This window comes from Mixta mediterraneensis, assembly GCF_014946725.1.
GTDB lineage: Bacteria > Pseudomonadota > Gammaproteobacteria > Enterobacterales > Enterobacteriaceae > Pantoea > Pantoea mediterraneensis.
Genome location: NZ_JACFXY010000001.1, coordinates 442,038 through 457,888 on the forward strand (window position 1 = coordinate 442,038; position 15,851 = coordinate 457,888).

The window sequence follows — 15,851 nt, forward strand, 5'->3', positions numbered from 1 at the left end:
TCGTAATGATTAAGCAATACCTGCAAGTAACAAAACCAGGAATTATTTTCGGGAATTTAATTTCTGTCATTGGCGGATTTCTGCTGGCATCCAAAGGCAGCATTGATTACGCCCTGTTCTTCACCTCGCTGGTTGGCGTGTCATTAGTGGTTGCATCAGGTTGTGTATTTAACAACGTGATCGATCGCGACATCGACATCAAGATGGAGAGGACTAAGAATCGAGTGCTGGTAAAAGGCCTCATTTCCGCGAAAGTAAGCCTGGTTTATGCCGCTGCGCTGGGTATTGCTGGCTTTGCGTTACTCTATTTCGGCGCCAATCCGCTGGCCATGTGGCTGGCGGTGATGGGCTTCGTGGTATACGTTGGCATTTACAGCCTCTACATGAAGCGTCATTCAGTCTATGGTACGCTGATTGGTAGCCTGTCTGGCGCCGCGCCGCCAGTGATTGGCTACTGTGCAGTAACCAATGAGTTTGATGCTGGCGCGCTGATCCTTCTGGCGATCTTTAGCCTGTGGCAGATGCCGCATTCGTACGCGATTGCGATCTTCCGTTTCAAAGATTACCAGGCAGCGAACATTCCGGTTCTGCCGGTAGTGAAAGGCATTTCCGTGGCGAAAAATCATATTACGCTCTATATTCTGGCGTTCATGATTGCCACGCTGATGCTGACGCTGGGCGGTTACGCTGGCTATAAATATCTGGTTGTTGCTGCGGCAGTTAGCGTGTGGTGGTTGGGTATGGCGCTCTCAGGTTACAAAACGTCAAACGATCGCGTTTGGGCGCGTAAACTGTTCGTCTTCTCGATTGTTGCCATCACCGCGCTGAGCGTAATGATGTCGGTAGATTTCATGGCTCCGGCATCCAAAGACCTGCTGACCTACGTGTGGTAATCAGCACCGCTACAGCATGAAAAGGGCGCGATTTTCGCGCCCTTTCTTTTTGTTACCCTTACTTAAAAACTATTGTTTTACCCGCCCTGCCCCGCTCCTTAGAATGACTGCAGCACATTAACAGAGGTTGGAATGAACGATAATAAAATGACGTCAGTGGAGCTGCGCGCCACATGGGGTCTTGGTACGGTATTTTCCCTGCGCATGTTGGGAATGTTTATGGTCTTGCCGGTACTGACGACTTACGGCATGGCGTTACAGGGTGCAAACGAAACCTTAATTGGCCTGGCGATTGGTATTTACGGTCTGGCCCAGGCAATTTTCCAGATTCCCTTTGGTTTGCTGTCCGATCGTATAGGGCGTAAGCCGCTGATTGTCGGCGGTTTGCTGCTGTTTGTTTTGGGTAGCGTGATCGCCGCTAACAGCGATTCCATCTGGGGCATCATTCTGGGTCGCGCCTTACAAGGTTCCGGTGCTATCGCCGCCGCAGCGATGGCGCTCCTGTCCGACCTGACGCGTGAACAGAACCGTACTAAAGCGATGGCATTTATCGGTATCAGTTTTGGTATCACCTTTGCGATTGCGATTGTGCTTGGTCCGATTGTCACTCATGCTTTAGGGCTGCATGCACTGTTCTGGATGATTGCTCTCCTCGCATCACTCGGCATTGTTATCACCTTGCTGGTGGTACCAACAGCCACACATCATATATTGAACCGCGAATCAGGCATGGTGAAGGGCAGCTTCAGCAGAGTGTTGGCTAATTCGCGCTTGCTGAAGCTGAACTTTGGTATTTTCTGCCTGCACGTTCTGTTGATGTCGAGCTTTGTGGCGCTGCCCGGCCAGTTTGAGCAGGCAGGTTTACCGGCGGCAGAACACTGGAAAGTCTATCTTGTCACCATGCTGATTGCTTTTGCGGGCGTGATCCCCTTCATCATTTACGCCGAAGTGAAACGCCGCATGAAGCGCGTGTTCACGGGCTGCGTGGGCATGATTGTAGTAGCAGAAATTGTACTGTGGGGCGCAGAGGGACATTTCTGGACGTTAGTCGTCGGCGTACAGCTCTTTTTCTTCGCCTTTAACCTGATGGAGGCCATCCTGCCTTCGCTGATCAGTAAAGAATCCCCGGCGGGTTACAAAGGCACCGCCATGGGACTTTACTCCACCAGCCAGTTTCTTGGCGTTGCCATTGGCGGCAGTATGGGCGGTTGGGTATTCGGTCATTTCGATGCACAGACCGTATTTTTAGTCGGCGCGCTGGTTGCCGCGCTCTGGCTGTTTGTCAGCATGACAATGCAGGAACCGCCCTATGTCAGCAGCTTACGCATTGTGTTGAGCGATGCCGCTTTGGCTACTTCAAATCTGGAAAAACGGCTTAAAGCCCAGCCCGGCGTTTCATCGGTATTTATCGTGCCAGGGGAAAAAAGCGCTTACATCAAAATCGACAGTAAGATCACCAGTCGTCCAGAGATTGAAGCGTTAATCGCCAGCAGTTAACTGAAACCCGGCTTCCGCCGGGTTTTATTTTTACAGTGACATATCGACCACGATACGCCCTTCGATTTTGCCTGCATGCATACGGGCAAAAATGTCATTGATATTAGTTAACGGCTCAACGGCAATATTGGCTTTCACCTTATGGCGATCAGCGAAATCCAGTGCTTCCTGCAGATCCTTACGCGTGCCGACAATCGAACCGCGCGCCGTAATACCATCCAGCACCATATCAAAAATCGACAAGTCAAATTTGCCCGGAGGCAAACCATTCAGCACCATGATGCCACCGCGACGCATGGTGCCAATGGCTTGCTCGAATGCTTTAGGTGAAACCGCCGTTACCAGCACGCCATGTGCACCAACGCCATTGGCACCGCGCTGGCAATTGACGATGGCTGCGAAATCGAAGGCGATCAGCACTTTCTTACCAGTAATCACGGGCTTTATTGCGCTGCCATGCTGCTCCAAACGCCAAATGGTCAGATTGCAGGTGTGCTGGATATTTCAGGCCCGGCTCACTTTCCCCATACCCATACGCTCACATGGGTAAAAGAAGCCGCCAGACAGATTGAGTATTTGTGGATCAAACAAAGTCTGCATCCACAACAGTGGTTGATGAGTCTGCATTCTCAGCCGCAAAAGCTCGATAGCGTTGAAGAGTTTCTGCTGGCTTTTTCTGACAATATACTGACCGCCGCCAATCGATTAGCGATGCGTGAATTAGCATTACGCGCCGAACAGCTCGATCAGCTCACCTTTCAGCAGCTTGAGCAGGTCGCCAGCAGCGTACCATTGCCAGTTCATACGACGCAGCAGCAAAAATATTATTTTCGTCTTCGCGCTCCGACCCGTCGCAGCTTTGCCGTTGCGCCTGCGATGAATACCACGCTTCCCTTCTCGCTGCGTAACGACGGCGACAAAATGGTACGCCTGCTGAATGCGGGCGTTTCGCTGTGTATCCACGGTGAAACCGGCTGCGGTAAAGAGTTTGTCAGCCGCCAGCTGCATCAGCAAAGCCGCTGGCGCGACGGCAAATTTTTCGCTATTAACTGTGCGGCTATCCCGGATAGCATTAATTGAAACTAAGCTGTTCGGCTATCAACCCGGTGCGTTTACCGGTGCTAATAAAAATGGCTACATTGGAAAAATACGTGAAGTTGACGGTGGCGTACTGTTTTTGGATGAGATAGGTGATATGCCGCTGGCGCTGCAAACACGCCTGCTGCGTGTGTTGCAGGAAAAAGAAGTCGCGCCGCTCGGCTCCAGTCGCAGCTGGGCGGTGAATTTTGCCGTGATTTGTGCCACTCATCGCAATTTATCCCAGCGTGTGGCCGACGGTGAATTTCGTGAGGATTTACTGTATCGCTTGCAGGAATATGCATTAACCATCCTGCGGCAGTGGCCGGCATTGCCTGCTTTTATCGCCCAGCTATGGCATGAGTTAGATGGACAACAACGTGGCATCCAGCTTTCGCCCGACCTGCTTACGGCCCTGGCCCGTTATTCGTGGCCGGGAAATGTCCGGCAACTACGCAGTGTAATGAACGTCTTGCTGGCGCTGGCAGACGATGGCGAAACGCTCACTGTGGAACAGCTTCCCGTGGAATATCGTCAGTCACAAGCGGAACCAAACACAGCATTGCAGCAGCATGATGAGCAGATCATTGCAGACACACTGCAGCGATTTAACGGTAATATCAGTAAAACCGCGCAGACATTAGGCGTCGCGCGCAGCACATTGTATCGTCGTGCTGCACGCGAAAAATAGCGATTAGTCGCGGAAATTTTTGAACTGGAACGGCTGTCCCAGGTTACCACCGCGCACCAGCGCCATCGCCCCTTGTAAATCGTCGCGCGATTTACCGGTGACGCGCAGTGATTCGCCCTGAATTTGTGTCTGCACTTTCAGCTTGCTGTCTTTAATCAGCTTCACCAGCTTTTTCGCCACATCAGTCTCAATGCCTTTTTTCATTTTGGCATCCAGACTCCAGTTTTTTCCACTGTGTTCGATCTCTTCAGGAACATCTAGCGCCGCGCCTTCGATACCGCGCTTAAGCATTTTCTCGCGCAAAATATCGACCAGCTGTCTTACCTGAAAATCAGATTCGCTGAGCACTTTGATGGTTTCATTTTTTTCGTTGAGCTCGAAACTGGCGCTCACGTTGCGAAAATCGAAACGGGTAGATAATTCACGGTTAGCATTTTCTACCGCGTTACGAACTTCCTGCATATCGATTTCTGAAACAATATCGAAAGATGGCATCTCTTCTTCTCCTGACGCTAAAGTGGCATGCATAATACCCGTCTCAGGGCGCTAAATAAAATCACGCTACGCACGACGCTATACTGAAGTGTGACAGTAAAGGCTAAAACGATAAGCTCGCCAGCGGGAGGCAGTATGAAAATTACCGTGTTAGGTTGTGGGGCATTGGGCCAGGTCTGGCTTTCCGCGCTCGCTCGCCAGGGATACGACGTTCAGGGTTGGCTGCGCGTGCCACAGCCATATTGCTCGGTGAATGTGGTTGATCCTCAGGGTAATGTGACAAATAAAACCTTTATTGCTAATGATCCACTGTTTCTGGCAGAAAGTCAGTTGTTGCTGGTAACGCTTAAGGCGACCCAGGTCTCTCCGGCGGTAAAAAATCTTGAAAGCGTGCTGCCGGAAGGTTGCCCGATTCTGCTATTACACAATGGTATGGGTACGCTTGAAGAACTGAAAGGCCTGACACAACCGCTGCTGCGCGGTATTACTACACATGCAGCAATGCGCGATGGCACCGTGATCAAGCATGTCGCGAACGGCATCACCCATATCGGCCCTGGCAACCGTAAAAGTGCCGCTTACAGCACGATTGCCGACATCCTGCATCTTGCGCTGCCAGATGTTGCCTGGCATGACAACATCCGCGCCGCCTGCTGGCGTAAGCTGGCCGTCAACTGCATCATTAATCCGCTTACGGTAGAATATGACTGCCAAAACGGCGCGCTGCGTACGCATATCAGGCAGATCGAGACGTTGTGTGAAGAGATTAGCTGGGTCATGGAGCGTGAAGGCCAGAGCATCGCCAGCGAGAGTTTAAAAGACATTATCTTTGATGTGGTTGAAAGTACCGCTGCCAATACCTCCTCCATGCTGCAGGATGTACGCGCTCAACGGCGAACCGAGATTGATTACATCAGCGGTTTCCTGCTGCGTCGCGCTCGTACCCATGGTCTGGCGCTGCCAGAAAATACCCGTTTGTTTGAAATGATTAAACGCAAGGAGTCACATTATGACCGCGAACGCATCGGTACTGGTTTGTCTGGCACATGGCAGTGAAGAAACCGAAGCCGTTACCACTATCGATTTACTGGTACGCGGCGGCCTGAAGGTTGTCACCGCCAGCGTTGAGAGTGATGGCTCGCGTGAAATTGTTTGTTCACGTGGCGTGCGCCTGCTGGCCGATGCCGCGTTAGTCGATGTGGCTGATAATGATTACGCCGCGATTGTGTTGCCAGGCGGCCTGAAAGGGGCTGAAAATTTCCGTGACAGTCCGCTACTGGTAGAAACCGTGCGCCAGTTTCAACTTTCTGAGCGCATCGTTGCGGCGATTTGCGCGGCGGCAGGTACGGTTCTAATCCCGCATAACCTTTTCCCGGTCGGGAATATGACCGGTTTTCCCGGCTTAAAATCGACCATCCCGGCGGATAAATGGATGGAGCGCCGCGTCGTCTGGGACCCGCGCGTCAGGCTGTTAACAAGTCAGGGGCCAGGTACGGCAATGGATTTCGCCCTGAAACTGATTGATTTACTGGCAGGAAAAGAGAAAGCGCGCGAAGTCGCTTCTCAACTGGTGCTGGCGGCAGGCATTTATGATTACCAGGCAAGCTAACGCTCCCACACGCCGCAGCCAGGCGGGTACTGTCGGCGTTCAGCCCCCGTCACAGAGTGGAATACGTGACGGGGACGAGGTTCAGAATGGCAGGTAAATGCGCGGGTTACGGTCGGTAGACCTTCACATTTCTGAACCCTTGCTCATGGAGATAAAGCGCCTGCAAACGACTCATTACGCCGCGATCGCAGTACAACAGCCAGGTTTTGTTCTGGTCGAGATCGCCAAACTGCGTGCTGAGCTTGTAGAATGGCATCGACTTCACTTCCGTCTCCGGCAGTTGCAGCGGCTTATCTTCCTGCTCATCACTGGCACGAATATCCAGCACAATATCATTAGCGCCCAGCAAGGCCACTGTTTCAACTTCCACGACGTCTTCTACCGCTTTTTCAGCGATGTCGCGTATATCAACGTTGGTCGCCTCTTCCACGACGCGGTCCAGAATACCAAAATCGAAATGACTTTCTTCTGTTTCAATCTTCGATTTCACCGCTTTGATGGTTGGGCTTTTGGAAATCACGCCGCAATATTCCGGCATTGTGCTGGCAAAATCTTCAGTGCCAATTTCACGGGCCACGTTGATGATGTGCTCTTTGTCGTGTGAAATCAGCGGCCGCAAAATCAATGTGTCTGAGGCGTTATCGATTAAGCGTAAGTTGGTTAACGTCTGGCTGGAAACCTGTCCCAGCGCCTCGCCAGTAACCAGCGCCTGCACGCCGTAGCGTTCGGCAATCCGGGACGCAGCACGCACCATCATACGTTTCAGCACGACGCCCATCTGGCCATCATCCACTTTTTCGAGAATTTCACCTACTACTGGCTCAAAGTTGATTGCCACAAAACGCACACGATGCGAGCGACCAAAGCGACTCCACAGATAGTAGGCAACCTGACGGACGCCAATTTCATGGGCCGCGCCGCCGAGGTTAAAGAAGCAATAATGCACGCGGCTGCCACGGCGCATCAACATATAGCTGGACACGCCGGAATCGAACCCGCCAGAAATCAGCGACAGCACATCTTCCTGCGTGCCGACCGGGAAACCGCCCAGCCCCTCGTAGCGCGCCGTCACCAGCGTCAGGCGGTTCTCTTCAACTTCAAGATTTACCGTTACTTCCGGCTTAGTCAGCTGCACTTTTGCCGTTTCAATATGCTGATTGAGGCCGCCACCCACGTAGCGTTCTACATCCTGCGAACTGAAGCTGTGCTTGCCGCGACGCTTCACGCGCACGCAAAAGGTTTTGTTTTCCAGGCTGTCGCGATACTGCGCCAGCGTCTGTTCAAAAATATTATGGATGTCGGTATATTCACGCTCTTCTACAGCCAGCACGTGGTGAATACCTGGGATGCGCGTTAACTCATCGGCAATCGTTGCTCTCAACATCTCGTCTTTTGAGCGCACTTCAATATGATCCCAGTGACGCACCACCGCGATGTCTTCACTGATCGTTTTCAGGACGTTGCGAATATTGCTGGCAAGAATCTTAATAAAGCGCAAACGCACCGACGGACTCTTGATTGTGATTTCAGGAAATAACTTGATGATAAACTTCATGGCGACACAGCTTCGTTGGGCAAATAAGTGCTAAAACAGGCGGCACTTAGCTGGTAAAATCATAATAATTGCGGGCTGCGAGGCGCATCCGCATCCGAGGCGCGAGAGTATATCACCTTTGACTGATGACTGCTTCTGCAACCGCAGTCACATTGATTATTTTGCTAATCATTTCGTCTCAGCTACCATGTCCGATTGCGAGATGATTCTTAACCGCGAGTCGACACCTAATTATGCCGAAAAAAGCCGAAAAGCCAGCCAGTTTCGAAACTTCATTACAGCAGCTGGAACAGATTGTCAGCCGCCTGGAAAGTGGCGAGCTGCCGCTGGAAGAGGCGCTGAATGAGTTTGAGCGTGGCGTGCAACTGGCACGTACCGGACAACAAACGCTACAGCAGGCAGAACAGCGCGTACGCATTTTACTGAACGATGATAAAGACGCCGATCTCACCTCTTTCACGCCGGAACAAGACTAATGGATTTTGCCAACCTGCTCAGCGCTTATCACCACCGGGTGAATGCTGCGCTGACGTGCTTATTAGATCCACTCCCTTTTCAGAGTTCTCCTCTGGTGAACGCCATGCAATATGGGGCATTATTAGGCGGTAAACGTCTGCGCCCCTTTTTGGTTTATGCCACCGGCAAAATGCTTAACGCCGATCCGGCAAGTCTGGATGCGCCCGCTGCGGCAGTTGAATGCATTCATGCGTACTCTCTGATTCATGACGATCTTCCTGCGATGGATAACGATGCGTTACGCCGTGGGCAGCCAACCTGCCATATTCAATATGGCGAAGATACGGCCATTCTGGCGGGTGATGCGTTGCAAACGCTGGCGTTTTCGATTCTTGCTGATGAGCCGATGCCGGGCGTAAGCGCAGAATATCGCCTCGCGATGGTATCCGAGCTGGCTAAGGCCAGCGGCGTGGCAGGCATGTGCGGCGGCCAGGCGCTTGACCTGGCGGCCGGAGGGAAAGCTGTCGATTTGGCCCAGCTGGAACAAATACATCGCCACAAAACGGGTGCGCTCATCCGTGCCGCGGTGCGTATGGGCGCCCTGGCAGCCGGTGAAAAAGGCCGTGCGGCGCTGCCAGTCCTTGATCGTTATGCCGATGCCATCGGCCTGGCATTTCAGGTACAGGATGACATTCTCGACGTGATCGGCGACAGCGCCATTACCGGCAAGCGTCAGGGTGCCGATCAGGATTTAGGTAAAAGTACCTATCCTTCTCTCATGGGGTTGGATAATGCCCGCGCTAAAGCCTGGGATCTGTATCAGGAAGCGCTTGATGCGCTGGAAATTCTCGCCGCACAATCCCATGACACCGCAGCTTTGCAGGCACTGGCGAGCTTCATAATTGAACGCGACAAATAACCTCCATAATGAGTCTCTGATGAGTTTTGATATTGCTAAATACCCGACAATGGCGCTGGCGAACACGGTTCAGGAGCTACGCGCTCTACCGAAGGACAAACTGCCTGTGCTGTGCGATGAGCTGCGTCAGTATCTGTTAGACAGCGTTAGCCGCTCCAGCGGTCATTTTGCTTCGGGGTTGGGCGTCGTTGAACTGACGGTTGCGCTGCATTATGTCTATAACACGCCGTTTGATCACCTGGTGTGGGATGTGGGTCACCAGGCCTATCCGCACAAAATCCTGACCGGCCGCCGCGATCGCATCGGTACGATTCGCCAAAAAAATGGTGTGCATCCGTTTCCGTGGCGCGGTGAGAGTGAATACGACGTGCTGAGCGTCGGCCATTCATCCACTTCAATCAGTGCCGGTCTCGGCATGGCCGCAGCGGCAGAGCGAGAAGGCAAAGGCCGTCGCACTGCCTGCATCATTGGCGATGGCGCCATTACCGCCGGCATGGCATTTGAAGCGATGAATCACGCCGGCGATATTAAGCCGGACTTGCTGGTGATCCTCAACGACAACGAGATGTCGATCTCGGAGAATGTCGGTGCATTAAATAACCGGCTGGCGCAAATTCTGTCGGGTAAAACGTATGCGCGCCTGCGCGAAGGCGGCAAACGTGTTTTAACCGGCCTGCCGCCCATCAAAGAGCTGGTGAGACGTACCGAAGAGCATCTGAAAGGGATGGTGGTGCCGGGTACGTTGTTTGAAGAGCTGGGCTTCAACTATATCGGTCCGGTTGACGGGCACGATGTGCTCACGCTGGTTAACACCTTAACGAATATGCGTAGCCTGAAAGGGCCCCAGTTCCTGCACATCATGACCAAAAAAGGCAAAGGCTACGCACCTGCCGAGGAAGATCCTATCACCTGGCACGCCGTACCCAAATTTGATCTGGCTAACGGCGCGCTACCTAAAAGCGCCGAAGGTTTGCCGAGCTATTCGAAAATCTTTGGTAACTGGTTGTGCGAGATGGCTGCTGACGATCCGCAATTAATGGCGATTACGCCTGCGATGCGCGAAGGGTCGGGCATGGTGGCTTTTTCACGTGAACACCCAAATCAGTACTTTGACGTGGCGATTGCCGAGCAGCATGCGGTGACGTTTGCAGCAGGCATGGCGATTGGCGGTTACAAACCGATCGTAGCGATCTATTCAACCTTTTTGCAGCGCGCCTACGATCAGGTGATCCATGATGTAGCGATCCAGAAGCTGCCGGTATTGTTTGCTATCGATCGCGGCGGCATTGTTGGCGCAGATGGACAAACGCATCAGGGCGCATTCGATCTCGCTTATCTGCGCTGCGTGCCAGACATGGTGATTATGACGCCAAGTGACGAAAATGAATGCCGCCAAATGCTCTATACCGGCTATCACTATCAGGATGGTCCCAGCGCGGTGCGCTATCCACGCGGCACCGGTATTGGCACTGAACTGACCCCGCTTAAATGTTTACCGCTCGGCAAGGGCGTGGTGAAACGGGAAGGCGAGCAGCTGGCCATTCTCAACTTCGGGACGTTGCTACCGGAAGCCGCCGCCGCCGCTGAAGCGCTGAACGCGACGCTGGTGGATATGCGCTTTGTGAAGCCGCTGGATGAAGAATTAATTGCTGAACTGGCGAGCCAATACGAAGCCCTGATTACGCTGGAAGAAGGCGCGATCAAAGGCGGCGCGGGCAGCGGCGTCAATGAATTTGTTATGGCAAAACGGCTGCGTGTGCCGGTATTGAACCTGGGACTGCCCGATGAGTTTATCCCGCAGGGTACGCAGGAAGAAGTGCGTCACGATTACCAGCTGGACGCAGAAGGCATCCAGCAGCAAATCACGACCTGGCTCGCACAGTAAATAGCGCCCTTCCCTTTCGCTCCCCAACTGGGGAGCGATGCGCCTGCTATGCTTTATGATTCTTTCGAATCATCAGTTACTTTGCGCAGGAGCCATCATGAAAACCATCCAATTAGGTAACACCGATCTCCAGGTTTCGCGTCTTTGTCTGGGCTGCATGACCTTTGGCGAGCCGGAGCGTGGTAAACATGCCTGGACTCTGCCGGAAGAGAGCAGCCGTCCACTCATTCGTCAGGCGCTGGATGCCGGCATTAATTTCTTTGATACCGCCAATAGTTATTCCGATGGCAGCAGCGAAGAGATCGTCGGTCGCGCGTTAAAAGAATATGTTCCCCGCGATAAGGTTGTCGTTGCTACCAAAGTCTATTTCCCCATGAGTAATTTATCGCAGGGTCTCTCGCGTAAAAATATTCTGCAATCCATTGATGACAGCCTGTCTCGCCTCGGCATGGACTATGTCGACCTGCTGCAAATCCACCGTTGGGACTATGACACGCCACTGGAAGAGACACTGGAAGCGCTGCATGACGTAGTGAAGGCAGGTAAAGCGCGTTATATTGGCGCGTCATCCATGCATGCCAGTCAGTTTGCGCAAGCCCTCGAAACACAGGAACGCAATAACTGGGCAACTTTTGTCAGTATGCAGGACCAGTACAACCTGATTCAGCGTGAAGAAGAAAATGAAATGCATCCACTGTGTCTTGATAAGCAGATCGCGGTGCTGCCGTGGAGTCCACTGGCACGCGGTAAACTGACGCGTCCGTGGGGCGAAACGACGGCACGTTCGGTATCGGATGAATTTGGCAAAACGTTGTATAGCGCAACGGAAGAGAATGACGCTGCAATCGCTAAGCGAGTTGAAACAATTGCGGCGGATAAAAATATTAGCCGTGCGCAGGTGGCGCTGGCGTGGCTGTTGCATAAACCCGCCGTCACTGCACCGATTATTGGCGCATCGCGGGCAGAGCAGTTAAAGGATTTGACCAAAGCGGTGGAAGTCGAACTGGAGCCAATGGAAATTGCCGAACTGGAAAGCGTTTATCAGTCGCATCCAACGGTAGGGTTTGAATAAAGCATTGGTTATAAAACAGCCTGAGCCAGCACCGCAACGTTCCCTCTCCTGTTGGCAAGGGAATATTTATTACGGAGTTTAATACCCCAACCAGTAATGCCCCGCCCCGTACAATATCGCCGCCGAAATCACCCCGGCGATAATATCGTCAACCATAATACCCATGCCGCCATGGACATTGCGGTCAAACCAGCGAATCGGCCACGGTTTCCACATATCCAGAATGCGAAACAGCACAAATCCCGCGAGCACCCATTGCCAGCTGTTAACCGGGATCGCCATCAGGGTGATCCACATACCAATGAATTCATCCCAGACAATGCTGCCGTGATCGTGAACGCCCATATCTTTAGCGGTGCGATGGCAGAGATACACGCCAACGCTAATACCCAGCAGCACGACCAGTGAATAGAGATCCTGCGGCAATCGGGTCATCAGCCACCAGAATGGGATAGCGGCCAGCGACCCCATGGTGCCTGGCACAAAGGGGCTTAAACCGCTGCCAAAACCTGTCGCCAGCAGATGCCATGGATTGCTCATACGCAAACGACTTTTCGCTACGTCTTTATCAAGCGTCAAAATGGTCAAATCCTTTATGACTGAAGGTTGCCGGTTTGCCATTATCCAGCAGCGTCAGGCCGTCTGATTCCGGTGACATCTGACCGATACAGGTGAAAGGCACGCCAAGGTGACCTAGCGCCACTTCCAGCGCACCACGATGCACTTCCGGCACGGTAAAGCACAGCTCGTAATCTTCGCCGCCACTTAATGCCCAGCGCAAAACCTGCTCTGGCTCGAAATGATCGCGCAGCGCAGACGACAGGGGCAGCGCATCCAGATTGATCCGCGCGCCGCAGCCGCTGGCTTTCAGTATATGGCCGAGATCGGAAATCAAACCATCGGAAAGATCGATTGCCGATGAAGCCAAAGGACGCAGTGCCTGGCCCTGCAAAATGCGCGGCATCGGGCGTAAATGGCGCTTAATCAGCGCTTCATACACTACCGGATCGTCAATGCGCTTGTGATGCTGCAACAGCGCCAGTCCTGCCGCGCTGTCGCCTAATGTGCCGGTCACATAAATCCAGTCGCCCGGCTTTGCACCGGAACGTTTTAATGCGCGGCCTTGTGGCACCAACCCGTGAATGCCGAGCGTCAGGCTGAGTGGTCCGCGCGTGGTATCGCCGCCAATCAGCTGCATATCGTAGTATTCCAGCAGTTCGAACAAACTTTCGCTAAACGCCGCCAGCCAGGATTCATCCACTTCAGGCAACGTCATTGCCAGCGTCAACCATGCCGGATCGGCGCCCATTGCGGCAAGATCGCTAAGATTTACCGCCAGCGCTTTGTAGCCTAAATCGGCAGGATGAATATCGCGCAGGAAATGTATGCCAGCCACCAGCGTATCGGTGCTGATCGCCAGCGTCTGTTTTTCTGGCACGCCCAAAAGCGCACAATCATCACCAATGCCGGTTTCGACATCACGGCGGCTGCGCGTTCTGCGATTGAAATAGCGTGCGATGAGTTCAAATTCACCACAAGACATGTTTGCGTTCCGCTTAACCATTAAAGAAAAAAGGCCGGCAAGCCGGCCTTTTTATTTACTTACGATTGGGTCGAATCTGTGGAGCTGCTTTATCCAGCACGCCGTTGACGAACTTATGGCTGTCTTCAGCACCAAACACTTTCGCCAGCTCAATACCTTCGTTGATGGCCACTTTATAAGGCACATCGGAACGTTTGCTTAGTTCGTACAGCGAAATCCGCAGAACAGCTTTTTCTACCTGGCCCAGCTCTTCCAGCTGACGCGACAGGTAAGGTTGCATCAGCCCATCCAGATACGCGCTGTTGGTCGCCACACCGGACAGCAGTTCGCGGAAATACGCAATATCGACGTCTTTGACGTCTTGTTCCGCCAGGAACTGGTATTCCACATCGGCAATGTCGTTGTTAGACAACTGCCAGGAGTAAAGCGCCTGGACAGCGCACTCACGGGCGCGACGACGAGCAGCAGGTTTCACAAAATTCCCCTTACAAAAATCAGGCTTTGATGGCTTTCAATACATTAATCATTTCGAGCGCGGTCAGGGCTGCTTCGGCGCCTTTATTACCGGCTTTGGTGCCAGCACGCTCAATGGCCTGCTCGATATTTTCGGTGGTCAGTACGCCAAACGCGACAGGAATATCGCTGTTCATGGCCACGCTGGCAATACCGGAGCTGGCTTCGCCTGCAACATATTCGAAATGTGCAGTGCCGCCACGAATGACCGTTCCCAGCGCAATAACGGCGTCATATTTGCCGGTTTTTGCCAGTGCACGCGCCGCCAGTGGCAGTTCGTAAGCACCTGGAACCCAGACGACGGTGATATTGTCATCTTTAACCTGGCCGATACGCTTCAGGGCATCGACCGCGCCATCCAGCAGGCTGTCATTAATGAAGTTGTTAAAACGCGCAATAACGATGGCAATATTGGCCTCTGGCGTTGCAACAGCAGCTTCGATAACTTTCATACTTATCCTTTCAGGGGTTTGTTTGGCCCCGCGCAGGGGGGCGGATTCTATCATACTCTTCGGCGACGTGCTCTCGCTTTTCCATCGGCGTTATTGGGGTATCAGCGTCAGGCGCAAATCACTGCCAACCTGCCGGACATCGCTGAATGAAAAGGCAGGTGCATCAGCAAGTTGATGTAAGCCGGGTAACTGGCACAAGCCACGTCCGCTATCACCCAATAGCTTCGGCGCCACATACACAATCAGCTCATCGACCAACCCGGCTTGCAGTAACGCTCCGGCCAGCGCTGCGCCCGCTTCGACCCAAACGCTGTTAATCTGGCGCTGGCCCAGCAACATCATCATTGCAACCAAATCAAGTTGCTGCTCACGCAGCGGGGCAGCAATTTGCGTCACGCTTCCAGGCCAGACCTGCTGGTCTGGTGTGTGTCGCATCAGCCAGGTTTCACCCGGCTGGTTGATAACGTTATGGTGCGGCGTGACGCGATTTTGACTGTCAACGATCACCCGCAGCGGCTGACGCAGTGAATTCTCATCCAGCAGCGATCGCGTTTCTTCATTAAGTTCTGACCAGCGCACCGTGAGCGAAGGATCATCGGCTAACACTGTAGCGCTGCTACTGAGAATAGCCGCGCTTTGCGCCCGCAGTCTTTGCACATCGCGCCGTGCATGCGCCGACGTAATCCACTGACTTTCACCGCTGGCCATCGCAGTACGACCATCCAGCGAGGCGCCTGATTTAAGCTGCACCCAGGGAAAACCGGTGCGCATACGTTTTAGGAAGCCGCGGTTGAGCGCTTCCGCTTCACTCATCATTAAGCCGTGGCTGACGTCAATTCCTGCCTGATGTAAACGCTGTAAACCACGTCCCGCCACTTGTGGATTGGGATCCTGCATCGCAGCGACAACACGCTTAACGCCCGCAGCAATTAACGCATCGCAACATGGCGGCGTGCGCCCATGATGGCTGCAAGGTTCCAGCGTGACGTAAGCTGTCGCGCCACGCGCTTTATCCCCGGCCATCCGTAATGCATGTACTTCAGCGTGCGGTTCACCGGCGCGCTGGTGCCAGCCTTCGCCGACGATGTTGCCATCACGCACGATCACGCAACCCACATTGGGATTGGGCAGAGTAGTAAAACGACCACGCCGCGCCAGTTCCAGCGCGCGTGCCATATAGCGTTCATCGGTCAT

At 53.2% G+C, this 15,851-nt stretch carries 17 protein-coding genes and 1 pseudogene; 10 read left to right on the plus strand and 8 right to left on the minus strand.

What is annotated here, in order from left to right; translation table 11 throughout:
• The first annotated feature begins 5 nt into the window (after positions 1-5).
• Positions 6-893 (plus strand): heme o synthase, encoded by an 888-nt coding sequence (gene cyoE, locus H2P46_RS02250; RefSeq protein WP_193403597.1) that lies wholly within the window; start codon positions 6-8, stop codon positions 891-893.
• A 132-nt stretch (positions 894-1,025) separates the two neighbouring features.
• Positions 1,026-2,390, plus strand: coding sequence for an MFS transporter (locus H2P46_RS02255; protein WP_193403598.1), 1,365 nt, complete (start codon positions 1,026-1,028; stop codon positions 2,388-2,390).
• A 30-nt stretch (positions 2,391-2,420) separates the two neighbouring features.
• Here the strand turns inward: H2P46_RS02255 and H2P46_RS02260 are convergent.
• A pseudogene (locus H2P46_RS02260) lies at positions 2,421-2,750 on the minus strand (zinc-binding dehydrogenase); the annotation flags it as partial.
• A gap of 96 nt (positions 2,751-2,846) precedes the next feature.
• On the opposite strand from H2P46_RS02260, the gene H2P46_RS23230 reads away from it, so the two are divergent.
• Together H2P46_RS23230 and H2P46_RS23235 are read left to right on the plus strand one after the other, a co-directional pair.
• Positions 2,847-3,470: a sigma 54-interacting transcriptional regulator gene (locus H2P46_RS23230; protein ID WP_275092410.1), complete on the plus strand. Its 624-nt coding sequence runs from the start codon at positions 2,847-2,849 to the stop codon at positions 3,468-3,470.
• Positions 3,442-4,158 carry a sigma-54-dependent Fis family transcriptional regulator gene (locus tag H2P46_RS23235; protein WP_338103630.1) on the plus strand — a complete coding sequence of 239 codons (717 nt, stop codon included), beginning with the start codon at positions 3,442-3,444 and terminating at the stop codon, positions 4,156-4,158. Before H2P46_RS23230 ends, H2P46_RS23235 begins: the two co-directional genes overlap by 29 nt.
• A gap of 3 nt (positions 4,159-4,161) precedes the next feature.
• Here the strand turns inward: H2P46_RS23235 and H2P46_RS02270 are convergent, their stop codons facing one another.
• The gene (locus tag H2P46_RS02270; protein WP_193403599.1) at positions 4,162-4,653 is read right to left on the minus strand and encodes a YajQ family cyclic di-GMP-binding protein; all 492 of its coding nucleotides are present in this window, start codon (positions 4,651-4,653) and stop codon (positions 4,162-4,164) included.
• Positions 4,654-4,788: 135 nt separating this feature from the next.
• On the opposite strand from H2P46_RS02270, the gene panE reads away from it, so the two are divergent.
• Positions 4,789-5,709 (plus strand): 2-dehydropantoate 2-reductase, encoded by a 921-nt coding sequence (panE, locus tag H2P46_RS02275; protein ID WP_193403600.1) that lies wholly within the window; start codon positions 4,789-4,791, stop codon positions 5,707-5,709.
• The gene (gene yajL / locus H2P46_RS02280; RefSeq protein WP_193403601.1) at positions 5,663-6,262 is read left to right on the plus strand and encodes a protein deglycase YajL; all 600 of its coding nucleotides are present in this window, start codon (positions 5,663-5,665) and stop codon (positions 6,260-6,262) included. The genes panE and yajL overlap by 47 nt, the downstream gene beginning before the upstream one ends.
• Positions 6,263-6,368: 106 nt before the next feature.
• Here yajL and thiI read toward each other — a convergent pair whose 3' ends face one another.
• Positions 6,369-7,817: a tRNA uracil 4-sulfurtransferase ThiI gene (thiI, locus tag H2P46_RS02285; protein ID WP_193403602.1), complete on the minus strand. Its 1,449-nt coding sequence runs from the start codon at positions 7,815-7,817 to the stop codon at positions 6,369-6,371.
• A gap of 233 nt (positions 7,818-8,050) precedes the next feature.
• On the opposite strand from thiI, the gene xseB reads away from it, so the two are divergent.
• The 4 genes from xseB to H2P46_RS02305 all read left to right on the plus strand — a co-directional run bounded on the left by xseB (position 8,051) and on the right by H2P46_RS02305 (position 12,149).
• Positions 8,051-8,293 (plus strand): exodeoxyribonuclease VII small subunit, encoded by a 243-nt coding sequence (gene xseB, locus H2P46_RS02290; RefSeq protein ID WP_193403603.1) that lies wholly within the window; start codon positions 8,051-8,053, stop codon positions 8,291-8,293.
• The gene (ispA, locus tag H2P46_RS02295; protein ID WP_193403604.1) at positions 8,293-9,192 is read left to right on the plus strand and encodes a (2E,6E)-farnesyl diphosphate synthase; all 900 of its coding nucleotides are present in this window, start codon (positions 8,293-8,295) and stop codon (positions 9,190-9,192) included. The genes xseB and ispA overlap by 1 nt, the downstream gene beginning before the upstream one ends.
• Positions 9,193-9,211: 19 nt before the next feature.
• The gene (gene dxs, locus H2P46_RS02300; protein WP_193403605.1) at positions 9,212-11,077 is read left to right on the plus strand and encodes a 1-deoxy-D-xylulose-5-phosphate synthase; all 1,866 of its coding nucleotides are present in this window, start codon (positions 9,212-9,214) and stop codon (positions 11,075-11,077) included.
• 97 nt (positions 11,078-11,174) lie between these two features.
• Positions 11,175-12,149, plus strand: a complete 975-nt coding sequence (locus H2P46_RS02305) for an aldo/keto reductase (RefSeq protein ID WP_193403606.1) — start codon at positions 11,175-11,177, stop codon at positions 12,147-12,149.
• A 78-nt stretch (positions 12,150-12,227) separates the two neighbouring features.
• On the opposite strand, the gene pgpA is transcribed toward H2P46_RS02305, so the two are convergent.
• From pgpA to ribD, 5 genes are all read right to left on the minus strand, one after another.
• Entirely contained in the window at positions 12,228-12,770 is a 543-nt protein-coding gene (gene pgpA / locus H2P46_RS02310; RefSeq protein ID WP_420846525.1) for a phosphatidylglycerophosphatase A, read from the minus strand.
• Positions 12,718-13,692, minus strand: a complete 975-nt coding sequence (gene thiL / locus H2P46_RS02315) for a thiamine-phosphate kinase (RefSeq protein ID WP_193403608.1) — start codon at positions 13,690-13,692, stop codon at positions 12,718-12,720. Before thiL ends, pgpA begins: the two co-directional genes overlap by 53 nt.
• Positions 13,693-13,747: 55 nt before the next feature.
• Positions 13,748-14,167, minus strand: coding sequence for a transcription antitermination factor NusB (nusB, locus tag H2P46_RS02320; RefSeq protein ID WP_193403609.1), 420 nt, complete (start codon positions 14,165-14,167; stop codon positions 13,748-13,750).
• A gap of 19 nt (positions 14,168-14,186) precedes the next feature.
• A complete protein-coding gene (ribH, locus tag H2P46_RS02325) occupies positions 14,187-14,657 on the minus strand; it encodes a 6,7-dimethyl-8-ribityllumazine synthase (protein ID WP_193403610.1) in 471 nt (156 codons plus the stop codon).
• A gap of 90 nt (positions 14,658-14,747) precedes the next feature.
• Positions 14,748-15,851 (minus strand): bifunctional diaminohydroxyphosphoribosylaminopyrimidine deaminase/5-amino-6-(5-phosphoribosylamino)uracil reductase RibD, encoded by a 1,104-nt coding sequence (gene ribD / locus H2P46_RS02330; RefSeq protein WP_193403611.1) that lies wholly within the window; start codon positions 15,849-15,851, stop codon positions 14,748-14,750.

Bases quoted from the DNA above. Each gene is read 5' to 3' on its own strand.
- H2P46_RS02255 (WP_193403598.1), top strand. From the start codon at position 1,026: ATGAACGATAATAAAATGACGTCAGTGGAGCTGCGCGCCACATGGGGT.
- panE (WP_193403600.1), top strand. From the start codon at position 4,789: ATGAAAATTACCGTGTTAGGTTGTGGGGCATTGGGCCAGGTCTGGCTT.
- cyoE (WP_193403597.1), top strand. From the start codon at position 6: ATGATTAAGCAATACCTGCAAGTAACAAAACCAGGAATTATTTTCGGG.
- xseB (WP_193403603.1), top strand. From the start codon at position 8,051: ATGCCGAAAAAAGCCGAAAAGCCAGCCAGTTTCGAAACTTCATTACAG.
- yajL (WP_193403601.1), top strand. From the start codon at position 5,663: ATGACCGCGAACGCATCGGTACTGGTTTGTCTGGCACATGGCAGTGAA.
- dxs (WP_193403605.1), top strand. From the start codon at position 9,212: ATGAGTTTTGATATTGCTAAATACCCGACAATGGCGCTGGCGAACACG.
- thiL (WP_193403608.1), bottom strand. From the start codon at position 13,692: ATGTCTTGTGGTGAATTTGAACTCATCGCACGCTATTTCAATCGCAGA.
- H2P46_RS02270 (WP_193403599.1), bottom strand. From the start codon at position 4,653: ATGCCATCTTTCGATATTGTTTCAGAAATCGATATGCAGGAAGTTCGT.
- ispA (WP_193403604.1), top strand. From the start codon at position 8,293: ATGGATTTTGCCAACCTGCTCAGCGCTTATCACCACCGGGTGAATGCT.
- H2P46_RS23230 (WP_275092410.1), top strand. From the start codon at position 2,847: ATGCTGCTCCAAACGCCAAATGGTCAGATTGCAGGTGTGCTGGATATT.
- thiI (WP_193403602.1), bottom strand. From the start codon at position 7,817: ATGAAGTTTATCATCAAGTTATTTCCTGAAATCACAATCAAGAGTCCG.
- ribH (WP_193403610.1), bottom strand. From the start codon at position 14,657: ATGAAAGTTATCGAAGCTGCTGTTGCAACGCCAGAGGCCAATATTGCC.
- ribD (WP_193403611.1), bottom strand. From the start codon at position 15,851: ATGACCGATGAACGCTATATGGCACGCGCGCTGGAACTGGCGCGGCGT.
- pgpA (WP_420846525.1), bottom strand. From the start codon at position 12,770: ATGGCAAACCGGCAACCTTCAGTCATAAAGGATTTGACCATTTTGACG.
- H2P46_RS02305 (WP_193403606.1), top strand. From the start codon at position 11,175: ATGAAAACCATCCAATTAGGTAACACCGATCTCCAGGTTTCGCGTCTT.